The organism is Sporosarcina sp. QA0331 (assembly GCF_055808055.1).
This window is the reverse complement of the sequence record NZ_CM147850.1, coordinates 381,551-404,927: the sequence shown is the minus strand read 5'-3', so window position 1 is coordinate 404,927 and position 23,377 is coordinate 381,551. Positions and strand designations below refer to the sequence as shown.

Here is a 23,377-nt window from a genome sequence, read left to right as displayed (position 1 = left end):
TCCCACTCTGCTATTATATACACTATACATAAGTTTGGGCGAAAGGGGGAACTAGTATGCCATATGTAACCGTGAAAATGCTCGAAGGTCGTACGGAGGAGCAGAAGCGCAATTTGGTTAAAAAAGTGACGGACGTTGTTGCAGAAACGACAGGCGCGCCTGTTGAAAACGTTGTTGTTTTCATCGAGGATATGCCGAAAAACCATTACGGCGTTGCAGGCAAGCTTTTTAGCGATAAAGAATAATTGGAGCGATGCGAGAATCGAGATTCTCGCGTCGTTTTTTATTGCCGGGGGATGGCTTTGGGCGCGGGACGACTTGCTTTGGACGCGCAGGGGCTCGCTTTGGACGCGCGGCGACTTGCTTTGGACGCGCGGCGATTCGCTTTGGTCGCGCGGCGAATCGCTTTGGTCGCGCGACGACTTGCTTTGGACGCGCGGCGAATCGCTTTGGACGCGCGGCGAATCGCTTTGGACGCGCGGCGAATCGCTTTGGACGCGCGACGACTTCCTTTGGACGCGCGGCGAATCGCTTTGGTCGCGCGACGACTCGCTTTGGTCGCGCGGCGAATCGCTTTGGTCGCGCGACGACTCGCTTTGGACGCGCGGGAGATTGCTTTGGATGCAGGCTTGCCCCATCCCCCCCCCGCCCCATGTCGCGATTCCAACAAAAAAACCCCCTCGGCAAAGGGGATTTCTGTAACTTATGCAACCACCGTACACGCCTGCAGCTCCGCAATGAAATCAAATGCGGCTTGCATTTCGTCTTCGGTGAAGTTCAGTTTATTTTTCACGATATGCACTTTGGTAATTTGCTCGTCCTTCGGCAAGTAATCGAAATAGAGCAATGTTGACACAAGCTCCAAAAATCGTGAGCTTTTGCCATTTAGCCGATCAATGCAGTCCGCCAGTTTTTCATGCGGCGCATCGGCTGTTTCGAGGAACTGGCCTCCCTCTTCTGTCACATTGTAGCTATATTGAACGTACGATCCCTTGTCCGTGCAACTCTCCGATAGGAAACCCATTTCACAAAGCTCCTCAACACGGAGCGTCAATTCCTCCGAATAGGGGCCGTACATATGCAATTCGTATTTTTCGGCGAACGGAAATTCCATCTTCTTCGCGATATAGATCATCTTCTGCAATTTCTTACGCCCGTTTACTTCTTCTGCCATGGCAATGAATTGCACAATTCTTGCATGTTCCTGCAGCAATTTATTCACCTCTTAACATTCGTAAAATCTTATCATACAACGGATCTTCTTTTGATTCCAAAAGGTCTTCCGGGAAATATATTTTATGGTCGGTCCGCCGTTTGCCTGAAATGGCATCGACGATCTCCGATGATCGCGACAGCTCGCTTAGCTCGCCGTTTGGCATTTGCAAATAGATCGGCACGCGTTCATTTTCTTCACCGGGCCGGTAAAAATCATACGGCAAGTCGGACGAAGAGTCCGTAACGAGATAATATTCCGGATCGAGTCCCGCTTCCTTGAACAGTCTCTCAAGCTCGCCGATTTTCCGGTATTCGGTCGCCGGATTGAACTCGGCATATTGGAACAGTCTCCGGTTCAAGAAACGGTCGCACAAATCAGCCAATATGGCGTCTTCTTCGTTGCGCCACCATTGGAAATACGTCGTGAGCACACCTTCATCTAACATGATGTACTCCTCTAGACCGAATGTCCGATCGAAGAACGCTTTGAAATGGACAGGCTCGTACGTAAACGGATAACCACTGTTATGTAGATGTCTTGCTCGATGCAGGATTTTCATGAGAATAACTTCCGCGCTACGCGAAACGGGGTGGAAATAGACTTGCCAATACATTTGGTAGCGACTCATTATATAATCTTCCACTGCGTGCATTCCGCTAAACTTAATAACTACCTGTTCTTCAGCAGGCCGCATGACTCGTAAAATCCGCTCCATATCGAAGTGGCCATAGGAAACACCAGTGTAATAGGCGTCCCGTTGCAAATAATCCATTCGGTCGGCATCAATCTGGCTTGAAATGAGGCTGACGACGAGCTTGTCCGGATATGTTTTTCCAATGACGTCCGCGATCCTTTGCGGAAAATCGGACGAGACGCGGCGCAGCACTTCATTCACTTCCGTATCTCCGGTCAAAATCGCCTGCGTGAACTTCTCGTGGTCGAGCGTGAACACTTTTTCAAATGCATGCGAAAACGGGCCGTGGCCGAGGTCATGCAGCAAAGCAGCGCACAGCGTCAATAATCGCTCCTCGTCATTCCATTCCGCCCGCCCGCTAAAGCCGTCGTCAATGATCCGCCTTACAATTTCATAGACGCCGAGCGAGTGTTGAAAGCGGCTATGTTCCGCTCCGTGGAAAACGAGATAGGTTGTCCCGAGCTGCCGAATCCGGCGAAGCCGTTGAAATTCCCGCGTCCCGATGACGTCCCATATGACTTTGTCGCGCACATGGATATACCGGTGGACCGGATCCTTGAATACTTTCTCTTCGAAAAGCTTTTCATTTTTATAGTCCACTTATTCACCCACCTCCGTCGACGCATTTTCTTAAGTATATCAAAAACTGAGCCAGAGAAAAGGAAGGTTTCATTGAAAAGAAAGCAATTATTTTTATCTGTGTTCCAGTTTGGATGAATAAAAGGCTTACACACTGTGCACACTGACCGTAAGAAAGAGACTATGAACATGGCAGGAGGCAAGGAGATGGTGAAAGTTAGACAGGATGCTTGGCTTGAGGAAAATGATATTTTATTAGCCGAGACGGTGCTGCGGCACGTCCGGGAAGGCAGTACACAGCTAAGCGCATTCGAAGAGGTCGGAGATGCGCTCAACAGAACCGCTGCCGCGTGCGGTTTCAGATGGAATGCAGTCGTCCGCCGCGATTATGAGAAAGAATTGGCAGAGGCGAAAAAAGAACGGAAGCAGGCAATGCGCGTTCTAGGCGCGGACTTCAAACGACGCAGCCAGCAATTATATAGCCCTTCGCCAGGGGTCGATCAGGAGGAAAGGACAGCTGTCCCTCTATCCGCCTTATCGCTCGACACAGTCATTGCTTATTTGATCCGTTTACACCATACAGGCGGAGGCGACTCTGAATCACTCAGATGGAAGCAGACTGCTAAAATGGCAAACGACAAAGTTGAATCTCTCCAAAAAGAGATCGACAAACTGCGGCAGGAGAATACAACACTCCGCAACGACTATGAAGCGTTCGTTCAAATCATGAACCGGGCACGCCGCCTCGTCACTTTGGAAGACGATTCCGAGCGCACGGCTCCCGTCTTCACGATGGAGCGAAACGGAAATCTCGTATCGAAAGAACCGCCGATCAATCACTGATCCGGCGGTTTTCTTTTGATAAAAACGCATAAACGTAGATTCTCACGCATAATTCGCTATAAAAACTCATAAATCGATGCTAAAGCGCATAAATAAATTTTCTCACGCATAAATCGCCGCTAACACGCATAAATGGATTTATCGGCGCATAAACGCGCCGACTTCATCAACCTCGCGCAAGCATTTTCTGATTCCGCTCAACGACTCGGTTCAAATAAAATAAATAAAGCTCCATCTCTTCCGGCGTAAAGCCGCCCACTTGCACTTCCTCTTCCGAAAGAGCTCGGAGCAACAGCTGGACGCGGATGCCGACTTCATTCACCGTCAACGGCGAGCCGATCAACTCCGACAGCGATGCCATCACTTCCGGACGGATGTCCGGATAGACAAATTTCGTCTGCTCACCTTGCAAACCAGTTTCGTATAAATCGCGAATGAGGCGAGCGCGCTCGGCACCGCTGCCTTCCACGCACAAGTACACTTGGACCGCGACACCTTGGCGCAGTCGGCGCTGCGAAATTCCCGCGAACTTCCTGCCGCCGATGCTCAAATCGTACGTGCCCGGGCAGTATGAGCCAACGATTTCATACGTCTCGATCTGTTCAGCCACTTCTGGGAACAGCATGCGGACAAATTCCACCATCGCTTCGTACCCTTCCGGAATATCGATGGACCCTTCCTGCTCGGAAAGGACGATGGAGATGTTGAGCACGCCTTCATCCAAAACGACTGCAAGACCGCCTGAATTCCGGACGATCGTTTTATAGCCTGCTTCTTGGAGTGGCGGCAATGCTTCTTCAATATACGGCAGCCGATGATCTTGGATACCGAGGACGACTGTTTCATCATGTACCCACGTGCGGACGGTCGGCACCGTCCTAATCTGACCGACGAGATGGCAGAGCGTGTCGTCCATCGCGAACGATTCAAGGGCTGATCTATTTTTTGCGGTCATCGATTCGTCGATGAAACGCCATTTTGGGAGTTGTAAATTGGACATTTGTAATTCTCCTGGTCATCTTATGGCATGCTAAAATTTTACCGATATAAGCATACACTAGTTCCACGGGCGGGAACAGTCATTCATTCTTGTCGATTGTATGACTTCTATGCTTAGGAACCGTGTTTTCACGTTCATTATGCTACACTAGGGGTAGAATTAAATTCACGAATAAAGGAGTTTGAATTCATATGAACGAAGCAGCAATTACACTCGATGGATGGTATGTGCTCCATGATTTCCGCACGATGGATTGGGCGTCATGGAAGTTGATTTCAAAAGAGGAGCGTCAAGCAGCTGTCGAGGAATTCATGGCCTATTTAGATAAACTTCAGCAAGCGGATGACGCGAAGACAGGCAGCCATGCGTTTTACACGGTTGTCGGGCAAAAAGCGGATTTCATGCTTATGACATTGCGTCCGACGATTGACGAACTGCAGGAGCTTGAAGCTGAATTCAATAAATTGACGATCGCAGATTACACAGTTCCAGCATACTCATACGTATCTGTCGTAGAATTATCCAATTATCTTGCAGGCGAGTCGGATGAAGATCCGTATCAAAACCCGTATGTACGTGGACGTCTATATCCAGAACTTCCGCGCAACCAATACATCTGCTTCTACCCGATGGACAAGAAACGCGAAGGCGAAGACAACTGGTACATGCTCAGCATGGACGATCGCAAGGCATTGATGCGCAGCCACGGAATGATCGGCCGCGGATACGCTGGCAAAGTGAAACAGATCATCTCCGGCTCCGTCGGTTTCGATGATTTCGAATGGGGCGTCACATTATTCTCAGATGATGTTCTCCAGTTCAAGAAGTTGGTATATGAAATGCGCTTCGACGAAGTAAGCGCGCGTTACGGCGTATTCGGCTCTTTCTTCATCGGCACGTTGCTTGATGGAGAGAAGAAGAAATCGTTTTTCACAGTATAAAGGAAAGAGCCTCTTGATAGGGGCTCTTTTTTATCTTCTACATCGCCTGATATTGCATGCTAACCGCCTGAATGATCGACACGACCGCCTGATTTCGGGTAACAACCGCCCGTACTGATGGCTCATTCGCCTGAACAGACAACCCCATCATTCCAAAAAGTTCGTGACGACTTCCATGAACAAGCGAGGCTGCTCGACATTCGGCGCGTGGCCCGATAATTTGAATTCCAGGAATGCACCTGCTGGAATAAGTCCAGCAGTCTCTTTTCCGTAATCAGGAGGATTCAATCCGTCGTACAAACCGCCGATAACGAGCGTTTCGGCACCGATGCGATGCAAATCGTTTCGGAAATCGAATCCCTCCAGCGCCTTCGATGCAATTGCTTGCTCTTGCATCGTCAATTGTTCACTATGTTCCGCAGTTTCATGCAGCCATTTTCCGACCGCCTTTTGGTTATGAAACATATATTTCGAGGCAGCGACCATTTTATCGATCGGTGTCATGTCTTTCATTTCATCGGCATGCCGTTCGTAAAGCTCTTCCATGGAAGCTTGCTCGCCGTGGGATTTCGTTGCGACAAGCACGAGCTTCTTCACCCGGTCGCCCAATTCGATAGCGACCCCTTGCGCTATGTAACTCCCCATTGACACTCCAATCATGTAAAACGAATCCATTCCAAGATGATCGACGAGCGCGATGACATCCCGGATATGATCTTCCAATTCATAGTGCGACGGCTTCTCTGAATTCCCATGTCCACGAGCATCAGGCGCTACGACCCGGTAGTTATTTTTAAACTGTTCAATTTCATGCCGAAACATTTCACTATTGCTCGTTAAACCGTGCAGCAATAGAAGGGGATAGCCGTCCCCATCCTCCTGATAATAAATCTCTACTCCATTCGCAATAAATGTAGGCATCATACCACTCCTCCGATAAAGCACTTTGCCTATCCATACCCTTTTTTCAATAAATAAAAAAGAGCCATCCTTAGATGGCCCTCAGAGTGTAGACAAAGTCGTTATTGGACTTTGTCTACACTCTTTTTAAGGCAATTGGCAATGGGCAGGAATTTCCTCAGCCTGATTGAAAACGCTTGCCAGCCTAGGCGCGAAGTCGAGAGAAGACGCGAATAGAACTAAAGTTCATGAGCGGACGAGCGAGACGAGCAACAACGGATGCGAGCGTTTGGCAACAGGCTGAGAGCCATCCTTAGACGGCCCTTCACCTTTCATTTCCGTAACCATTCAATAATATCCGCTTTCAAATCATTCCCATTCCAAAACGTCAATGCCGCATCTTCGCCGATCCGCTCGACGAGGTGCTCAACGTAGTCTGTCCCGAGAACATAGCCGAGACGGTTGTAACCGAAATAGCTGCCGCCCGAAAGACGGAACCATTCTTTTTCCTTCGTCATGTCCCAATCCCCTAATGCATCCTCCAAAAATCGCCGCTTCAATTCGGTTTTATTGTCCTCATAACATTTCACCCACGGATCGCCTTCATCGTCGTATGTAAAATAGACCGGCTCCTGAAGTCCCGGGACTGTCCGCTTCGATAAATACGTGGCGGCTCCTTCCGTAAATAGCGTCGTCAAGCCATGTCCCCAATCGACGGTTGACCAATCCAGCCCATCGCGTGTGGCCATTGCAAAATGTGCCACGTGACCGATTTCATGCGCAGTGATCACTTTTAGATGCTCACGCTCGGCGGATAGCTTCTCGACAGCAAAATAAATTTCTCGGCGATTTTCTCTCGTAACGAATGCATTCGAGCCGAATGTACCGACCATCAATTTGAATGAAAGATCCAAGCCTAACCCGAAAGTTTGCTCATACGTCTTATCCACTTCCTGAATAATGTCCGGCAAACTGGCAGAGATGGAACGGATGTCATCCATCTTGCCATCGTATTTCTGTAAAGCAGCTGACAAACGCTCTTCCGTTCTCGGACAATGAATCGGAAAATACTTTTCATACACTTTTTCATTGCCATTTAGGTACGATTCCAAATCGGCAAGCGTCGGCTGTTCATTGGACTCCCAAAAATCAAGGAATACCGGAATATGATTTTCAATATGCATATACTCTCCCCCCACTACTAGTATACATATTTTTCAGTCATCAATGGAAGGCGAAAAGCATATGGTGTATCCGAGGGGGGATTGCCCGCAAGTTTAATTCCCAAGTTTAAAATTTGAAAGGATGAAAAAATGGTTCAATATTATTGGAATCCTGGATTTTCCCCACAACAATTTATGCAACCGCAGTTTCAACCGCAGTTTCAGCCACAGTCAGGCACGCAGCCGCCTCAGGCGATGATACCAAGCGGAAGGCCACCTTTTGTTGAACAATCGTATATCGAAAATATCCTTCGGCTGAATCGAGGCAAGCCAGGCGTATTCTACTTTTCCTTTGAGCATGCCACGGGACCAGCTGCCCGAAATTCCCTTGCCATTCGAGGCCTCGTGGAAGCGGCAGGGCGCGACCACGTCATTATTAGCGAACTCAGCACGAACCATCGCTACCTATTGCCGATGATTTATTTCGACTTTGCGGAGTTTGATGAGGAATTGGCTTATTTCAATCAGCAACCGTAATAACTGTCTTCATCCAAAAAAGTCTTCCCTTGCCAACACGGCAGTGGAAGACTTTTTTATTATCCCAACTTCTCCTCAAGCGCGTCCCGGAAACGTTCCGGTTCATCCAAACGGATAGCGGCCATATTGAATTTCTTCTCCATTCCCATGAACAAGGTCGCCTTCAGCGGCTCCTTGAAATGAAGGACGCAATTCGGCTTCGCTTCCTCCATATCCCGCGCAATGAACTCGACAAGACCTTTCGACTTCAAATTGCACTGCGCCGCCTCTTCAAACCATTCTATTTTATCAATCGCGTCATAAGGAATTTCCATACGTTTCCCGAGTCCAAGGGAAATCTGCATTCGATTTTCCTTCATTGCCAATGGATTAAGCCGCACTGTTTGAATATCCGCAATAAAATAGATGACCGAATAAATATTCAAGACGAGCAGTACGATGGACAAGATCATCGATTTCTCATGGAGCCACCAATGAATGCCGATCGTTTCAATGACGATCGCGTGGATAAGCATAATGTTGAAGGCGAGCATACTTGTTTTCTGATGCAAGGAAAAGAGCGACTCTCCAGTGGGCGGTTTCCGTTTCCAAGAAGCGAAAGCATAGTAGAACATGAGCGATTCCGCAGCGATGATGGAAATAAGCGGATGCGACGATACCCTTTCTTTGACGAGCGAAGGAAAGGCGAATAAACCGCTATTGTTTTCCTGTTTCAGCTCTCTTAATATGCCAGGCAGATGTTTCACTAACAGGAAAAGAAGCCCGATTTCCGCAAGTACAATCAATCCTTCAAGCCCAATCGCAGCATAAGGGATGAATTTGAATGGCTCAAAATATTCACTAGGAATAATGAACCTCGCTGCAACAAGCCCGATCACCATAAATGTAATGAACCGTTTCAGCGTAAAGCCTCTCTTGCGCGTCATCGCCAGAATTAGAAGCGGCGCAACAATCGCCAAATCCAATAGCGAACCAATCACAACTGCCCGGGAATCGTCCGGCATCGGAATCGCAGGCAACCGGTATGCAAAATAATTACTAACAAGAACGAGAAGCAGCAATGTAGCAAATAAACTTTGCTTTGAACGTAATCGGGTCAACACCATGGAATCTCCCCCTTTTCTTCTAGTTTACTAAAGAGTGCGAATACGATTACAGGGTAGTTTCGACAGATTTATGGAGATTTTTATGAGTTTTAGCGCGCGACGGCTTGCTTTGGTCGCGGGTAGCAGCTCTTTGGACGCGCGGGAGCTTGCTTTGGTCGCGGGTGGCATCGCTTTGGTCGTGCGGGAGCTTGCTTTGAACGCGGGTGGCATCGCTTTGGACGCGCGGGAGCTTGCTTTGGTCGCGGGTGGCATCGCTTTGGACGCGCGGGAGCTTGCTTTGGACGTGGGTGGCATCGCTTTGGACGCGCGGGAGCTTGCTTTGGTCGCGGGTGGCAGCGCTTTGGACGCGCGGGAGCTTGCTTTGGTCGTGGGTGGCATCGCTTTGGTCGTGCGGCGAATCGCTATGAATGCGGGACACCCCTCCTCCCCTCCCTTCCCTATGACACGATTCAAATAAAAACGGTCTGAAGAACTGATGCTCTTCAAACCGTTTCCAACTTATTTTCCGAACTTTACTGCTGCAATGATAAGCATAATCCAGCCGACGATGAAGGCGACACCGCCGATTGGGGTGATGGCGCCCAAAATGCCGATGCCGGATAGGCTCAAGATGTATAGGCTGCCGGAGAAGATGATGATGCCGGCGAGCAATAGATAGCCTGCCCATGACAAAGTGGTCGACGGGCCGAAGAGCGATGAGCTCATAAGGATGCCGACTGCGATAAGTCCGATTGCATGAAACATTTGGTATTGGACGGCTGTTTCCCAAATAGCGAGATACCGTTCAGAAAGACGCTCTTTCAATGCATGCGCGCCGAATGCGCCGAGAGCTACGGCAAGGGCTGCATTGACAGCGCCCGCGATAATGAAAAATGGCATATGATTTCCTACTTTCCACTTGTGAAATAAACGTTCTCCTTCTATGATAAACATTTTTGCCGCCCATTCACAGTGAAAGGACGGCAAGTTTCTAACAATTAAAAGTCGAAGATCGAGCCGCCGTTTGCATCCTCTTCCTCAAGCGGCCTGCTTTCCAATGAAGAAATTCTCGGCTTATGGGAGATCGCCATCGTTCTCGGTGTAATAATCGGCTCGTCGTTCTTATCACTGACGAGAACGACTTGGCAGAGCGCTCGAATCGCCGTGAGCGCCTCGCGGACGGCTTGGTCGTCTTCTGCAGATTTTGCATAATTCAGCTGGCGTTGCATTTCCTCAATGATCCGTTCGGTTGAAATCATCTTCTTGCATCCCCTTTCTTCGGTTCGAATTTCATGCATTCCATGCCGGATGATCGCCTGACAACGATCGACGGCAGTTCCCGTGTTTTAAAACCATATGCCTTGCAGCCACGCGGACTTTTCGGATCCCATGTTACGAAAAAGTATTGACAACGAAAACAATTTACAGCCATGCGGCCACCTCTTCCCTTACAGTCCGTCCCAAGTCCGGCACCAGTCGATCGGCGTTTCATTCCACCCTGCCAAAATGGCATTCGCCTTGGAATAGGGCTGACTGCCGAAAAAGCCGCGGCTTGCGCTAAGCGGGCTCGGATGGACTGCTTCAATGATGGCATTTTTATGCAAATCGATCAGCTTCTTCTTCTCCTGCGCCGGGCGCCCCCAAAGGACGAAGACGACCGGCTCATCGCTCTCAGACAAGCTGCGGATCACTTCGTCGGTGAACTGCTCCCACCCTTGCTTCCTGTGAGAATGCGCCTCCCCTTCCCTCACCGTCAAAACGGTATTCAGCATAAGCACGCCTTGCTTTGCCCAGCCCGTCAACGTTCCTGTTTCAGGAATCGCGCATCCGATATCGGATTGCAATTCCTTGAACATATTCCGCAAGCTCGGCGGAATCTTGACGCCGGGCTTCACCGAAAAGCTGAGGCCATGCGCTTGTCCAGGCCCGTGATACGGATCCTGTCCGAGCACAACGACTTTCACATCTTTGAACGGAGTCAGCTTGAAGGCTGTCCACATATCTTCCATGAGTGGGTACACATTCTGGGTTTCATATTCTTTTTTTAGGAAATCGCGAAGTTGCAAGTAGTACGGTTTCTGGAATTGCTCCGCAAGCACTTCATCCCAATCATTGCCGAACCTCTTTTTCTGCAAGCATCTCACTCCTTGAATTCGATCGTCACGTCATATCCCGCGAACGAAAACATTTCCGACAACGTCTTTTCGGCATTAAATTGCGCCGTCTTCAAAACTCCTTGGCCGGTCGCTTCCTCGACGATGAGTTTCTTCGCTTCCGCAGCCAATTCGTACGCTTCTTCTATATCCGCCTTTTGACGGAAAACGCCTTCGTATGAATAGACTTCGACTTGATCAAAATAAATTTCCGCTCCTCCGAGGAAGGTAGCAGGCGGCAAAGTGAGCTTCGCCGTCTTATTCTTTTCATCTATGACTACATCTTTTTCTGTTAGCTTGGACAAATCAACGCCCGCCTTCACCGATCCTGGAATGACGACGAGCAACTGCCGCTTCGTCCCCGGCACATTCAAGCCTATACTTTGTCCAAACAGTTGGTTGTCCTGTCGTTCGACGATGACTTTCGTATACGCTTCCGCTGTCGCCATTTCGTTCAACTCTTGTATTTGTTCGAGGAATACACCTTTCTGTTCCGTGAAGGTGCTCCCTAGTTTTAAAAATTGAAAAGCGATGAACGGAAGGGAAATGACAGCGAGTAGAAGTAGTACAGCCAACAAGATTGCCGAACGTTTCCACATTGAAAGGAATCTGAACGGCATGCGCGGACGCCAAGATTTTCGTTTGCGGCCGAGCGCCTCTTCCACGGTGACTGCACTCTCCGAATCTGACGCCTTCAATTCTTTCAGCAGTTTTTCAATTTCCTGCAATTTCTTTTTATCTTCCATACCCTGTTTCACCTTCCTTCGACACTTGTAATCGCACATTTTTACATATAGTTGTACGTTTAGCGTATCTAAAAGTTTCGCAGTGGACAACAGATAAGCATAGAGCCATCCGCTTTTCATTCGAAAACTCGCAAACACGCATAAAATTGCCGAATCACGCATAATTTCACAGAATGAATCATAAATGCTCCAAACAACGCATAAATCGTTATAAACACGCATAAACGCCGCTAATCAAGCATAAATCTCCAAAATCGCGCATAAACCGCCCCGCGATTGCAATAATTGTATTTTTTCATCAATTTGATTACTATTAAGTGCGAAGGCAATCCAACACAAAGGAGAATTCCAGCTATGACTTTGAAAAAGACATTGACCATTGCAGGATCAGATACGTCAGGCGGTGCAGGAATTCAAGCCGACCTGAAAACTTTTCAAGAACATGGAACATATGGCATGACAGCTGTGACGGTTGTTGTGACGATGGATCCCGACAACAATTGGAGCCATAATGTCTATTCGCTTCCAATCGATGTGTTGAAAGCGCAACTGAAAACAGCCCTTTCGACAGGCATCGACGCGATTAAAACAGGTATGCTCAGTACGGAGGAAGTCATCCAAACTGCGGGCGAAGCGATTGCGGAGTCCGGACTCAACCATGTCGTTATCGATCCCGTCATGGTTTGTAAAGGCGAAGATGAAGTTCTCAATCCGGGAACTGTCGACGCTATGGTGCAATATTTGCTTCCGAAAGCGGAAATCGTAACGCCGAACTTGTTCGAAGCAGGACAATTGGCGAGCATGAAAACACCTTCTACAATTGAACAGATGAAATCGGTAGCCGAAAAAATCCATTCGCTTGGCGCGCGCAACGTCGTCATTAAAGGAGGCAAGCAGCTTCAGCACGACAAAGCGGCAGATCTGTTTTATGACGGCAAGACATTCACGTTGCTCGAAGCGGAAAAAACGGCTACACATTATAATCACGGAGCAGGCTGCACATTCGCCGCTGCGATTACAGCAAACCTTGCGAACGGCCTTGACGTGAAAGAATCCGTCATCGAAGCGAAGAAATTCGTTACGGCGGCTATCGCGAACGGTTGGAAGTTGAATGAATATGTCGGACCCGTCATGCACGGCGCAAAAAACCGTGTCGGCGCACCAGATATTACAGCAACAGAGATTTGATTACGTGAAGGTCAGAAGAGAGCCCTCTCTTCTGGCCTTTTGTGCGGCGAAAAGTTATCGGTCATTTCCCTGTGGATATCGATCATTTCCCGAAGGTTATCGGTCATTTCGGCGAAGTTATCGGTCATTTCCTGAAAGTTATCGATCATTTCCCAATAGTTATTGTCATTTCATGACCTTTGACCTACCCTATCCGCTGTTGTTTCGTCTAAACTCCGTGCGCTGTTTCTGCCAAAAACGCAGAAATACGGCAAATCGAACCCTTCGCAGTTCGATTTGCTCGGGTCATAAGTCAGCCATGCTGTACGGCAAAAAGCGCCGTTTCGCATGTCCGCCTTATGCCTGTCGCAGCTAAAGCTGTAACGAAGAACAGCTTTTGCGAGTAAAAGCGCAGCGTTACGAGCAGAATAGCAAGCGCCCTCCACTTTTGTTCAAGCACGCTAATCGCATTCATTTACACTTTTCTATATACTTGTGTTATGTGATTTTGTAAGAAGGAGGATTTATCATGGAACCTGTGAAACCGGATCAGTTGCAGGAATTGCTGAATTCCTATGCGAATAAAGATGTTTACATCCATCTTGAAACGACGAATGGTGCGTATGCAGCCCATTTCAAGGAAGGATTTTTCAACGCGGGGGCATTCATCCGGAATGTCGTCGTCAAATACGAACTCGGGAAAGTGGCGGGCGAATCGCCGCATCGGGTCGGCTTGAAGCTGCCGTCAGGTTGGATTTACGCGCAAGGGATCACTCACTACACAGTCGATGAGCATGGTCGGCTACTCATGGCAGGGCTCGATCCTGATGGAAAACTTGCCGTCGCACTTGAAATAAGCGAAACACCGTTTACATATTAAGCTATTTGATTGTTAAGGAGGCTTATTGATGATTAAAGAAGAACGCCACGTACTCGTCATTTTTCCACACCCGGACGACGAAGCTTTCGGCGTATCGGGTACGATTTCCACATATATCGAAATGGGGGTTCCCGTCACATACGCTTGCCTTACATTAGGCGAGATGGGACGGAATCTCGGCAATCCCCCTTTCGCTAACCGCGAAACGCTGCCGCAAATCCGCAAGCAGGAATTGCAAAACGCCGCAGCCGCGATGGGACTTACAGATTTACGGATGATGGGCTTGCGCGACAAGACAATTGAATTTGAAGATGACGAAAAGATGATCAAGCTCGTCACTGATTTGATTGAAGATACGAATCCGTCGCTCATCATCACATTCTATCCGGGACTCGCCGTCCACCCAGACCACGATGCAACTGGACGCGCGGTCGTCCGTGCCGTCAGAAGGATGAAAGAATCCGAGCGCCCGACGCTATATACGCTCGCTTTCGCACATAATACAGCGGAAACGATTGGCGCACCTGACGTTTTCCATAACGTTGAGGGAGCGGCTCAAAAAAAGCTCAACACACTGAATGCCCATGCTTCCCAAACCGTTTGGATGATGCGAGATATGGAAAAAAGATTGGCTGAGAAAGAACCTGAAGCGTTGAAATGGCTCCACGAAGAGAAATTTTTCACATACAAGTGGGACCGAGATTTCGAATAAACATCCCAAACCTCTCGTACATCAATAAAGCCCCGTTCGCAATAGCAAACGGGGTATTTTCATAACTAGACAAAAAGACTGAAAATAGCAATTTCATTCCATTGTATTTACAACTAGAAGAAAAATCGATAGTATGTATGATTATACAATAATATCAATATTTTATTCATAAAGGAGCAAGAAAGAGTTGAAAAAACATCATTTATCCACTTGGCTCTACTTTCTAATTCCATCTATACTCGGTATCATCCTTTTTATGATTCCCCTAAAATTCGGGGCAGAATGGAAGGTTCCAATCGCAAAACTAGCGGATATTCTGTCCGTTTGGCTCAAACCAGCTATGCCGATGACCGCAATGATTATTATTGTTATCGCGGCGATCGGGTCGCTACTATATGCTTTCATCCCGCGTTCCAGTTCTAAACCTTCTCTTATGGAAGGCTTGTTCAAAGTGACGCCGTTTTGGGTAGTTACCCGTATTATCGGAGCTGTTTTCGCCATCATGGTTACGTTCCAAATTGGTCCTGAAGCAATTTGGAATGAAAATACGGGCGGTTTGCTCCTAGCACCTGATGGTCTTGTTTCATTCTTGTTCACGATTTTCCTTTTCGCAGGTCTTTTATTGCCATTATTATTGAATTTTGGTCTTTTGGAGTTTTTCGGAACGATGATGGTGAAAGTGATGCGTCCATTGTTTAAACTTCCTGGACGCTCCTCCATTGATGCACTTGCTTCATGGATTGGTGACGGTACAATTGGCGTGCTATTGACGAGCAAACAATATGAGGACGGCCATTATACACAGAGGGAAGCCGCAATCATCGCTACAACGTTTTCAGTTGTTTCGATTACATTTTCACTCGTCATTATCGACACAGTCGGCATGTCAAACTACTTCCTTCCGTTCTATGGTACGGTGCTTTTGACAGGTGTCATTTTAGCGTTAATCATGCCGCGCATTTACCCGCTCAGAAGCAAAAAGGCTGAGTATATCGACGGCCGTAAGTTCACGGGTGATGAAGAGAAGCTGCCTGAAGGCTATAACGTGTTAAACCATGGACTGGAAAATGCTTTAAATACTGCGTCGAAGAACCGCTCCATCGGTAAGATCTTCACTGACGGGATGCGCAATGTGCTCGATATGTGGATCGGCGTCGCGCCGGTTGTTATGGCTTTCGGTACGGTGGCGCTTATGTTGGCCGAATATACTGGTGTGTTCACGTTTTTAGGGAAGCCTTTCGAACCGATTCTTTCCGTGTTGGGCATTCCGGAAGCTGCGGCTGCGGCACAGACGATGGTCGTCGGTTTCGCAGATATGTTCCTCCCAGTCATTTTGGCTGATGGTTCCATTACTTCGCCGATCACGTTGTTCACAATCGCAACAATTTCAGTCGTTCAGCTTATTTACATGTCCGAAGTCGGCGGTTTGATTCTCGGAACGAAAATCCCTATTAATATTCTAGATTTGATTATCATTTTCCTATTGCGTACGCTCATTGCCTTGCCAATTGTTGCAGGTGTTGCGCATCTGTTGTTTTAATTAAAAAAGCGGAAAAGACCGCTGATCCATTCATCGGATCAGCGGTCTTTTTCATATTAACCATTCAGTTTCTTTTTCAATTTCTCCAGCATATCAGTTGTCATTGCATCCAAATCGTACGTCGCACGGAATCCCCATTCCGCAACGGCTGCAGACGGGTCAATGCTATTCGGCCAGCTGTCGGCAATCGCTTGGCGGACCGGATCGACATTATACGTCATTTCAAAATTCGGGATATGCTTGCGGATAGATGCTGCGATTTCACTTGGCTCGAAGCTCATCGCTGTCACATTGAATGCGTTGCGGTGCATCAATTTCGCAGGATCCGCCTCCATCAAGTCGACGATCGCCTGCAATGCATCCGGCATATACATCATATCCATATACGTACCTTCCGCTATGAACGACTCATACTTCCCGTCCGTAATCGCTTGGTAATAAATATCCACCGCATAATCCGTCGTTCCCCCGCCCGGCTGTGCCACGTAGGAAATCAAGCCCGGGAAGCGCACACCGCGCGTATCAACACCAAATCGGTGATAATAATAATCGCATAATAGCTCACCTGAGACTTTATTCACGCCATACATCGTTGTCGGCCGTTGCAAAGTATCTTGTGGTGTGTTCATTTTCGGAGTTGAAGGACCGAATGCCCCGATCGAGCTAGGTGTGAAAAATTGCATGTTAAGCTCGCGTGCTGTTTCAAGCGCGTTCATAAGGCCACCCATGTTAAGGTTCCAAGCAAATAGCGGCTCAGCTTCCGCTCTGGCGGAAAGAAGCGCCGCCATATGCATGATTGTATCTGCACCGAATTCCTTCGCTATGTCGTGCATCTGCTTGCCATCCGTCACATCGAGGACTTTAAACGGCCCCGCAATCGGTTCTTGCGGCTGACGGATATCTGTCGATAGCACATTATCCTCGCCGTATTCATTTTGCAGCTTGCCAATCAGTTCCGAACCAATCTGGCCAAGCGCACCAGTCACCATGATTTTTTTCAATCCTGACTCCTCCTAATGATCAAATGTGTTTATGGAAAGGACATAATTTTCTTTAAATAGAATAAACTCTTTCACATCAATATAAAGAAATTATATTATGTGCGCCTGTAAAATACAACATCTATTCCTTCCTTATCATCTTTTCCCTTTATTTATCTGGTATACTAGAGAAAAAACGTTGAGGTGCACAATGTTCAGTAAATATGCCAATTTCATTTTAGTTATTATCATCGGCGCATTATTGGCGGTTGCTTTATTTATATCCGGCCTGCAAATGTGGCTCGTTTTCACGATCGTTATGGTGTTCACTTTCATTATGACGATGGGTTATCCCTTCTACATCATCTACAAGACGAAAAGTTTGAAACTGATTGACCGTTATTTGGCGAATCATCGGAGTAAACCGATTTTCAGCTATGCGTATGCTTTGGCTCATGGATCCGATAAAGAGATTATCGAGTCGTTGAAAAAAATAGTGAAGTCTTACCCTCAAGCGGAAGTGCAAGATGTGTATAATGCCAATTTGCTAGTGTTCCAAAAGGATTGGAGAGGATTGATAGAATCATCGAAATCGATGACAACACCTTTCTACCGTGATTATTATGCGGGAATCGGGTATACAATGAGTAATAATAAGGAGAAGTCATCCGAAGCTTTGTCGAAAGTGCGAACCCCCTGGATGGTCCACTCCTTGAAAGCCGTCATGGCGTTGAAGCAGGGACAGGAGGATGTATTCAACTCCGAAACAGTTCTTGCAACGAAACACGCGGTCGGCATGCAGCGCTATGTCGTGCATTATATGATGAAAAGACTGGCGAGAGGAGCTTTTTCGACCGAGGAGGTGTGAACATTGGACTTCATGGAAGATGCTTTCGTGGAATTAAAGGATGGAAGACGTGGGCTGATTGTCGAAATGAGGCCGAATGAACCGATGCAATACGACGTCGAACTTCCAAACGGAGAACTGACGACTGTCTTCCACGATGAAATTGCCAAACAAGTCAACTTGCCGACGAGGTAGATAAAAACCGAAAACGCAAAGAAAGCCCATCTTTTTTTAAAGATGGGTTTTCGTTTTGGATAAGTATTGCGGATTCTTTTTGCATGACTGCCGCTCAACCGGCGAATTTCACGAATAGTTGACCGTTGAGCAGCGGGCAATCCAACTGGCCCCTCGCTTCAAGATCCGTCACAATCGCTTCCATATACCACTGATTATTTCCATCGAACGGCGTCAATCTTCTCAACGTCCTGTTCGATAGTTCTTCAAATGAAATGATGCCTGCCTCACGAATGATCATAAGCATCACTTTTTTTATCTTGTCATATCTGAACTTTACAATCGACGCACCGGCTTTGCCGTTCGATTGCAAAAGTTGGACGCTTTCGTTGTATCGCATATTGCCCCACCTTTTCAAAGTGACCTACTTATACCTATTCCCCTTTTCGTAGAAAGTTAATCATCCTTCTGAAAGATTTATAGAAAAAAACTGCCGCATCGGCTAGGCGCCGATTCGACAGTCATCCTTCAAATTTATGAAATGACGCCGAGCTCTTTTCCTACTTTCTCGTAAATAGCGAGAGCATCGTCGAGCATTTCCTTCGTGTGGGAAGCGATCGGCATATTCCGTACGCGCCCTTTACCTTTAGGAACGGTTGGGAAGACGATCGACTTGGCATATACGCCTTCTTCGATCAACCGTTTCGAGAATTGCTGTGTTAATTTCTCTTCACCGATAATGCATGGCGTAATCGGAGTTTCGGAAACACCGATGTCGAAGCCGAGTCGCTTCAAGCCCGCTTTCAAATAGTTTCCATTATCCCATAGCTTATCATGCAGCTCTGTAGATTCCATGATTTTGTCGAGCGCGCCCATGATGGCAGCAACGTCGCCTGCCGGCAAAGCGGTGGAGAATAAAAACGGACGGGAACGGACTTTCAGCCAGTCGATCAACTCCTGCTTACCAGCAACATAGCCGCCGACAACGCCGATCGCTTTCGATAATGTGCCGATTTGGAAATCGATCTCTTTTTCGAGTCCGAAATGCTTCACTGTCCCTTTCCCTTTACCTGTTACGCCTGATCCATGCGCATCATCGACATACGTGATCAAATCGAATTCTTTCGCGATCTCCACAATTTCAGGGAGCTTCGCGATATTGCCGTCCATCGAAAATACGCCGTCCGTAATATACATGAGCTTGCCGTATTGTCCGGACTCCTTCGCCTCTTTCGCTTTCGCACGTAAATCGTCCATATCTTGGTGCTTCACGCGGATGATTTTTGCGCCTGATAGACGGCAGCCGTCGATGATTGAAGCGTGGTTCAATTCATCTGAAAGAATGGCGTCCTGCTTGTTCATGACCGCAGAAATCGCCGCCATATTACAATTGAAGCCAGATTGGTAAGAAATCGCCGCTTCCGTCCCTTTGAATTCCGCAAGCTTCTTCTCAAGTTCGATATGGATATCGAGCGTTCCATTGATCGTTCGTACTGCACCCGCACCGACGCCGTATTTTTCCGTCGCCGCAATCGCAAGTTTTTTCAAATCTTCATTTGTTGCTAGCCCTAAATAGTTATTCGAGGATAGATTGATTAATTCTTTCCCGTTGATTGTAATGATAGGACCATTCGGACCTTCTACCGGATCGATTACATTGTAGAGGCCTTGGTCGCGTAGTTCCTGTAAATTTTCCTGTAAAAAAGCATCGAGCACTTTTGACAAAATAATCTTCCTTTCAAACGATTGATGCCCCCATTTTAGCATAAGCGGGGCAATATCGCAGAAGGAATCGCATTATACATCGATCCATTTTGAAAGTTGTTTTGTCTTTTCCTCGAAGGACTTCCTTATAATGGCCTGATCCACAACTTCGCGCAGCCTGTTTTCGCTATGCGCATGTGCATGCATATAACCGGTCGCGTCCATAATTTTCTCCTTGTATCTGCCGCTGATTTCGACAATCTTCTCTTCTGCTTCCGCATCTTCCGTACACATCGAAACGAGATCAAGTATTTCATCCAACGGACTCTCAGGATCATATTCATGCGGCTGGGTCGCGTCGAACAAGCATACCGACAACTCCGGCAACAGCAAAATGTCGACACTTGTCGGATCTAGACCGCACCAGCCGTAGAGCACATCAATCCCCCGACGCTCCGCCTCTTTGCCGAGCGTTTTCAGCATCGTCGATTTCCCCGTCCCGGACAACCCTTTCATAAGGATTCTCCTCTTCGTCCAGCCCGTAATCGATGGGATGAAATCGCGGGACCCGCCTTGCGATAAGGAACCGGCGATTCGATGCGACACGGTCGATGTCTTATGCAGTTTCATCGTGCCGAAAAGTTCATTTTTCAGTGATTCGATGAGCTGCTCATGTTCATGCCACATCATCCGTACGATATTCACTTGCTCCCAATCATCGTGAATTCGCAATGCTTCGGACATGGACTGCATCATTTTTGTAAACATTGTGTGCGATTCCTCTGCGATGGCAGCCATTTCGGCGGCGCGGCTTTGCAGTTTTTCTTCGTCGTACGCATCGTAGAAGCTAATGACATGGTGACGTCCACCGATTTCTGTCGGCTCAAGCGACACGGGGTGGGACGCTTGTAGAATGAATAAATTAAGATCTTTCACAAATATGGCATCCGTATTGTCAGGCTGGACGGGGTTGTTAAATCGGTCCACGTCAAAGCCTCTTTTAATGAAATGAGCTGCCGCATCGTTCAAGACTTTCGTTAATGCATTTGTCGGCGGCGCTTTTAAGAAGATTGTTTTGTCAGCGGTGGCGATCAAAGTGTCGTATTTATGCGAAACCCCTTGCCCTGTATAGGCTGTCCCCATGTATTCCGTTATTGTCCCGTATATGATGACCATCCTTTCCCAATTGACTACTTGCATTTCTACCATATGCCCAGCCAATAAAAAAAAGCACGGCTTGTCTGCCATGCTTTCGATCTTTTGATATAAACTGTTGATTTCCGCTTCAGGCGGACGCTTTCCGCTGAGGCCTGCTCGCAAAAGCCGTTCTTCATGACGACTTTCGCAGGAGTCGAGCGGACGCTTCTTCAAACAATAAATTTTATCCATCACTAGAACTTTTTATTTAACAAACAAAACCTGCTCATCTTCTTCACCTGCAATTTTTAATAGCAGTTTGCGGCATTGCGGTAGGGCATAGTGGACGATTTGGCCGATGAGGAAGGCAATTATGACTGTGCCGATGCCAACTGGACCGCCTAGGAGCCAGCCTACAGCGGCGACAATGACTTCGATCATCGTCCGCACCTTTTTCACACTAATTCCGAGCTTATCAACGAGGATGAGCATCAGGCTATCGCGCGGCCCTGCCCCCACATTAGGAGCAACATAAATGCCGACGCCGTATGACATGACGACGACACCGAGCGTGAAGATGACCACTTGCCCTGTCATCGTATCGAATTCAGGCAACATCCAATTGAACAAGTCAATGAAGAGTCCAAGCAAAGTCATGTTCAGCCACGTCCCGATCTTTGGCCATTGCTTCAACACGGCGGCAGTTACCCCGATGATGATCAAACCGAGGATGATGCTCCACGTCCCGATCGTCAACCCGAAGTTGCGGGTTAACCCTATATGCAGGACGTCCCACGGACCAACGCCAAGACGGTGCCCTTTAATTGTCATTGTAATTCCTAGCGACAAGACGATCACGCCGACAAGGAAGAAAATCCATCTCCATACAAAAATCTTTCTCATCTGCACTCTTCTTTCCCCCGCTACTCTATCATGGATAGGTCATTCTCTGTTTCCACCATTGTAGCATGTGTTAAGAAGGTATGTTATTTGTGATTATCCTTTACTAATATCACTGAAGGTAGCTTCAGCGACACGGGCAAGGTCCGCAGGGGACAATTTCATCTGCAATCCCGGCTTCCCTGCACTGACGACAAACTGCTCAAGCCGTTCAGCCGAAGCATCGATTACGGTCGGATACTTTTTCTTCATACCAATTGCCGAACAGCCGCCACGAACATACCCTGTCTCTTTCGTCAGATCCTTCAACGGAAGCATATCGAGCTTCTTTACGCCTGCCGCCTTCGCAGCTTTCTTCAAATCAAGCTCTTCCGCGACGGGCACGATGAAGACGAAGATCTCACGTGGGCCAGCGATCGTCACAAGCGTCTTGTAGACCGACTCCTCTGCTTGCCCTGTTTTTGCAGCGACAGACACGCCATCCAATTGCCCATCATTAGTATCATATTCCATCAACTCATGCGGCACCCGTTCATTTTCCAGTAATCTTACCGCATTTGTCTTTACGGATTTCTTTTGCTTCGCCATTTGCTCACACCTTTCGGGAATAAAAGAAAGACCGCCAATACGACGGTCCTTCTTAAATCACTTACGCCTCGGCGTAAGTGCGTCCAGATTTTGAATTGCGCTTGCGCAATTAACTCCATTCAAAATCTGTGACATCTGCCGGAGGCTTTGACTTGCTTCAAGCAAGTCAAGCACTTTTATTAATACTCGGCCATTCGGCAATAAATCCATTGCGCTTCGCTTCCACTTGAATTGAGTAAGCGGAAATTGCCTTTGCAAAGCGTTTTTGCTCCAATAGCATTTCCCGTTCCAAATCAGTCGGAAGGTCCATGGATGCCACTTTGAACGCTTCCGCCTTTGCCTGGTTCGTTTCTGCTTCCAATTGGGATTGCTCCCTCTTTTGGAGGGCAAGCCTCGCTTCCGTTTCCATGATTTTAGCGGATGCAGTTGCTGCAAGCTGATGATCCGCAGTCGTCGGCTCCTGGACTGATATTGCTTCTCTTCGGACGTCCCGCCACGCATCAATCGTCTCCTCCAACGTTTTCCCGAGAGGAAGGGCGATCTGTTTCACTTGCCCGGCATCCAACTTTTTGAACTCCCGATTTTCAGAACTAGCTTCCGGCTCCTTTTTCCCTGTCAGCAATGCTTCCAAGTCATCGAGCATCTTTCGGTTTCGCCCATTATAATCCGCTTGGCGATCATAAGCTTGTTCAGCATTCCTACGTCTCACCGCGTCAAACCGTTGCCTTTGGTCAGCAGCGGATGCGAACGTCATGATGGCATTCATGTCACTCACCTCCTGATACGTGTCCACTTTCAGTTATGAGTATTATAGCCATTTATTGCTTACCAAAACATCCAGCAAAAGATTCAATGACTGATTATTCGAAAGGCATTTCCGACTGGTTGTTT

Annotated in this window: 30 protein-coding genes; 11 read left to right on the top strand and 19 right to left on the bottom strand. The window is 47.7% G+C overall.

All coding sequences use genetic code 11. From position 1 onward, the window contains the following. Positions 1 to 56: 56 nt before the first annotated feature. A complete protein-coding gene (locus AC0L13_RS02105; RefSeq protein ID WP_473643464.1) occupies positions 57 to 245 on the top strand; it encodes a 2-hydroxymuconate tautomerase in 189 nt (62 codons plus the stop codon). Positions 246 to 703: 458 nt separating this feature from the next. Here AC0L13_RS02105 and AC0L13_RS02100 read toward each other — a convergent pair whose 3' ends face one another. After that, the gene (locus AC0L13_RS02100) at positions 704 to 1,213 is read right to left on the bottom strand and encodes a YwgA family protein (protein ID WP_473643462.1); all 510 of its coding nucleotides are present in this window, start codon (positions 1,211 to 1,213) and stop codon (positions 704 to 706) included. Between the two features lies 1 nt (position 1,214). Beyond that, the gene (locus AC0L13_RS02095) at positions 1,215 to 2,510 is read right to left on the bottom strand and encodes an HD domain-containing protein (RefSeq protein ID WP_473643460.1); all 1,296 of its coding nucleotides are present in this window, start codon (positions 2,508 to 2,510) and stop codon (positions 1,215 to 1,217) included. Positions 2,511 to 2,696: 186 nt separating this feature from the next. Between AC0L13_RS02095 and AC0L13_RS02090 the strand changes: the two genes are divergently transcribed. Beyond that, a complete protein-coding gene (locus AC0L13_RS02090) occupies positions 2,697 to 3,332 on the top strand; it encodes an RsfA family transcriptional regulator (RefSeq protein ID WP_473643458.1) in 636 nt (211 codons plus the stop codon). Between the two features lie 166 nt (positions 3,333 to 3,498). On the opposite strand, the gene lipL is transcribed toward AC0L13_RS02090, so the two are convergent. Then, entirely contained in the window at positions 3,499 to 4,332 is an 834-nt protein-coding gene (gene lipL / locus AC0L13_RS02085; protein WP_473643456.1) for an octanoyl-[GcvH]:protein N-octanoyltransferase, read from the bottom strand. 191 nt (positions 4,333 to 4,523) lie between these two features. On the opposite strand from lipL, the gene hemQ reads away from it, so the two are divergent. Beyond that, positions 4,524 to 5,273 (top strand): hydrogen peroxide-dependent heme synthase, encoded by a 750-nt coding sequence (gene hemQ, locus AC0L13_RS02080; protein WP_440498286.1) that lies wholly within the window; start codon positions 4,524 to 4,526, stop codon positions 5,271 to 5,273. A gap of 147 nt (positions 5,274 to 5,420) precedes the next feature. Here the strand turns inward: hemQ and AC0L13_RS02075 are convergent, their stop codons facing one another. Further along, positions 5,421 to 6,194 (bottom strand): alpha/beta fold hydrolase, encoded by a 774-nt coding sequence (locus AC0L13_RS02075; protein ID WP_473643454.1) that lies wholly within the window; start codon positions 6,192 to 6,194, stop codon positions 5,421 to 5,423. Positions 6,195 to 6,505: 311 nt separating this feature from the next. Then, positions 6,506 to 7,357, bottom strand: coding sequence for a M48 family metalloprotease (locus AC0L13_RS02070; RefSeq protein WP_473643452.1), 852 nt, complete (start codon positions 7,355 to 7,357; stop codon positions 6,506 to 6,508). Between the two features lie 129 nt (positions 7,358 to 7,486). Here AC0L13_RS02070 and gerQ point away from each other — a divergent pair, with 129 nt between their 5' ends. Further along, a complete protein-coding gene (gene gerQ / locus AC0L13_RS02065; RefSeq protein WP_473643450.1) occupies positions 7,487 to 7,873 on the top strand; it encodes a spore coat protein GerQ in 387 nt (128 codons plus the stop codon). Positions 7,874 to 7,932: 59 nt separating this feature from the next. On the opposite strand, the gene AC0L13_RS02060 is transcribed toward gerQ, so the two are convergent. After that, positions 7,933 to 8,979 carry a beta-carotene 15,15'-monooxygenase gene (locus AC0L13_RS02060; RefSeq protein WP_473643448.1) on the bottom strand — a complete coding sequence of 349 codons (1,047 nt, stop codon included), beginning with the start codon at positions 8,977 to 8,979 and terminating at the stop codon, positions 7,933 to 7,935. 82 nt (positions 8,980 to 9,061) lie between these two features. On the opposite strand from AC0L13_RS02060, the gene AC0L13_RS02055 reads away from it, so the two are divergent. Next, the gene (locus tag AC0L13_RS02055) at positions 9,062 to 9,436 is read left to right on the top strand and encodes a hypothetical protein (protein WP_473643446.1); all 375 of its coding nucleotides are present in this window, start codon (positions 9,062 to 9,064) and stop codon (positions 9,434 to 9,436) included. A 41-nt stretch (positions 9,437 to 9,477) separates the two neighbouring features. On the opposite strand, the gene AC0L13_RS02050 is transcribed toward AC0L13_RS02055, so the two are convergent. The 5 genes from AC0L13_RS02050 to AC0L13_RS02030 form a co-directional block, all read right to left on the bottom strand. After that, positions 9,478 to 9,858, bottom strand: a complete 381-nt coding sequence (locus AC0L13_RS02050) for a DUF423 domain-containing protein (RefSeq protein ID WP_473643443.1) — start codon at positions 9,856 to 9,858, stop codon at positions 9,478 to 9,480. A 98-nt stretch (positions 9,859 to 9,956) separates the two neighbouring features. Further along, positions 9,957 to 10,217: a YwdI family protein gene (locus AC0L13_RS02045; protein WP_473643441.1), complete on the bottom strand. Its 261-nt coding sequence runs from the start codon at positions 10,215 to 10,217 to the stop codon at positions 9,957 to 9,959. After that, complete coding sequence (locus AC0L13_RS02040; RefSeq protein WP_440498293.1) at positions 10,214 to 10,390, bottom strand: uracil-DNA glycosylase; 177 nt, start codon at positions 10,388 to 10,390, stop codon at positions 10,214 to 10,216. The genes AC0L13_RS02045 and AC0L13_RS02040 overlap by 4 nt, the downstream gene beginning before the upstream one ends. Before the next feature lie 16 nt (positions 10,391 to 10,406). Further along, entirely contained in the window at positions 10,407 to 11,093 is a 687-nt protein-coding gene (locus tag AC0L13_RS02035) for a uracil-DNA glycosylase (RefSeq protein ID WP_473643439.1), read from the bottom strand. Positions 11,094 to 11,098: 5 nt separating this feature from the next. After that, positions 11,099 to 11,857 (bottom strand): DUF4230 domain-containing protein, encoded by a 759-nt coding sequence (locus tag AC0L13_RS02030; protein WP_473643437.1) that lies wholly within the window; start codon positions 11,855 to 11,857, stop codon positions 11,099 to 11,101. A gap of 354 nt (positions 11,858 to 12,211) precedes the next feature. Here AC0L13_RS02030 and thiD point away from each other — a divergent pair, with 354 nt between their 5' ends. Further along, entirely contained in the window at positions 12,212 to 13,045 is an 834-nt protein-coding gene (gene thiD, locus AC0L13_RS02025) for a bifunctional hydroxymethylpyrimidine kinase/phosphomethylpyrimidine kinase (protein ID WP_473643436.1), read from the top strand. 292 nt (positions 13,046 to 13,337) lie between these two features. Here thiD and AC0L13_RS02020 read toward each other — a convergent pair whose 3' ends face one another. Next, entirely contained in the window at positions 13,338 to 13,499 is a 162-nt protein-coding gene (locus AC0L13_RS02020; RefSeq protein WP_473643434.1) for a hypothetical protein, read from the bottom strand. 54 nt (positions 13,500 to 13,553) lie between these two features. Here AC0L13_RS02020 and AC0L13_RS02015 point away from each other — a divergent pair, with 54 nt between their 5' ends. From AC0L13_RS02015 to AC0L13_RS02005, 3 genes are all read left to right on the top strand, one after another. Beyond that, positions 13,554 to 13,904: a YojF family protein gene (locus tag AC0L13_RS02015; protein WP_473643432.1), complete on the top strand. Its 351-nt coding sequence runs from the start codon at positions 13,554 to 13,556 to the stop codon at positions 13,902 to 13,904. A 28-nt stretch (positions 13,905 to 13,932) separates the two neighbouring features. Further along, positions 13,933 to 14,616 carry a bacillithiol biosynthesis deacetylase BshB2 gene (gene bshB2 / locus AC0L13_RS02010; protein ID WP_473643430.1) on the top strand — a complete coding sequence of 228 codons (684 nt, stop codon included), beginning with the start codon at positions 13,933 to 13,935 and terminating at the stop codon, positions 14,614 to 14,616. Between the two features lie 187 nt (positions 14,617 to 14,803). Further along, complete coding sequence (locus AC0L13_RS02005) at positions 14,804 to 16,156, top strand: YjiH family protein (RefSeq protein ID WP_473643428.1); 1,353 nt, start codon at positions 14,804 to 14,806, stop codon at positions 16,154 to 16,156. Between the two features lie 56 nt (positions 16,157 to 16,212). Here AC0L13_RS02005 and AC0L13_RS02000 read toward each other — a convergent pair whose 3' ends face one another. Then, entirely contained in the window at positions 16,213 to 17,157 is a 945-nt protein-coding gene (locus AC0L13_RS02000) for an L-threonine 3-dehydrogenase (RefSeq protein ID WP_473643427.1), read from the bottom strand. Between the two features lie 190 nt (positions 17,158 to 17,347). Here AC0L13_RS02000 and AC0L13_RS01995 point away from each other — a divergent pair, with 190 nt between their 5' ends. Then, on the top strand, positions 17,348 to 18,004 hold the full coding sequence (locus AC0L13_RS01995) for a hypothetical protein (RefSeq protein ID WP_473643425.1): 657 nt from the start codon (positions 17,348 to 17,350) through the stop codon (positions 18,002 to 18,004). Between the two features lie 3 nt (positions 18,005 to 18,007). Beyond that, entirely contained in the window at positions 18,008 to 18,178 is a 171-nt protein-coding gene (locus AC0L13_RS01990) for a hypothetical protein (RefSeq protein WP_473643423.1), read from the top strand. A gap of 94 nt (positions 18,179 to 18,272) precedes the next feature. Here the strand turns inward: AC0L13_RS01990 and AC0L13_RS01985 are convergent, their stop codons facing one another. The 6 genes from AC0L13_RS01985 to AC0L13_RS01960 form a co-directional block, all read right to left on the bottom strand. Then, on the bottom strand, positions 18,273 to 18,557 hold the full coding sequence (locus tag AC0L13_RS01985) for a DUF6958 family protein (RefSeq protein WP_473643421.1): 285 nt from the start codon (positions 18,555 to 18,557) through the stop codon (positions 18,273 to 18,275). A gap of 134 nt (positions 18,558 to 18,691) precedes the next feature. After that, positions 18,692 to 19,882 (bottom strand): glycine C-acetyltransferase, encoded by a 1,191-nt coding sequence (locus AC0L13_RS01980; RefSeq protein WP_473643419.1) that lies wholly within the window; start codon positions 19,880 to 19,882, stop codon positions 18,692 to 18,694. A 72-nt stretch (positions 19,883 to 19,954) separates the two neighbouring features. After that, positions 19,955 to 21,250, bottom strand: a complete 1,296-nt coding sequence (locus AC0L13_RS01975) for a hypothetical protein (protein ID WP_473643416.1) — start codon at positions 21,248 to 21,250, stop codon at positions 19,955 to 19,957. A gap of 12 nt (positions 21,251 to 21,262) precedes the next feature. After that, positions 21,263 to 21,901, bottom strand: coding sequence for a YczE/YyaS/YitT family protein (locus AC0L13_RS01970; RefSeq protein WP_473643414.1), 639 nt, complete (start codon positions 21,899 to 21,901; stop codon positions 21,263 to 21,265). Between the two features lie 93 nt (positions 21,902 to 21,994). Then, positions 21,995 to 22,486, bottom strand: coding sequence for a Cys-tRNA(Pro) deacylase (gene ybaK, locus AC0L13_RS01965; protein ID WP_473643412.1), 492 nt, complete (start codon positions 22,484 to 22,486; stop codon positions 21,995 to 21,997). A gap of 166 nt (positions 22,487 to 22,652) precedes the next feature. Next, positions 22,653 to 23,252 carry a hypothetical protein gene (locus AC0L13_RS01960; protein WP_473643409.1) on the bottom strand — a complete coding sequence of 200 codons (600 nt, stop codon included), beginning with the start codon at positions 23,250 to 23,252 and terminating at the stop codon, positions 22,653 to 22,655. Positions 23,253 to 23,377 lie beyond the last annotated feature (125 nt).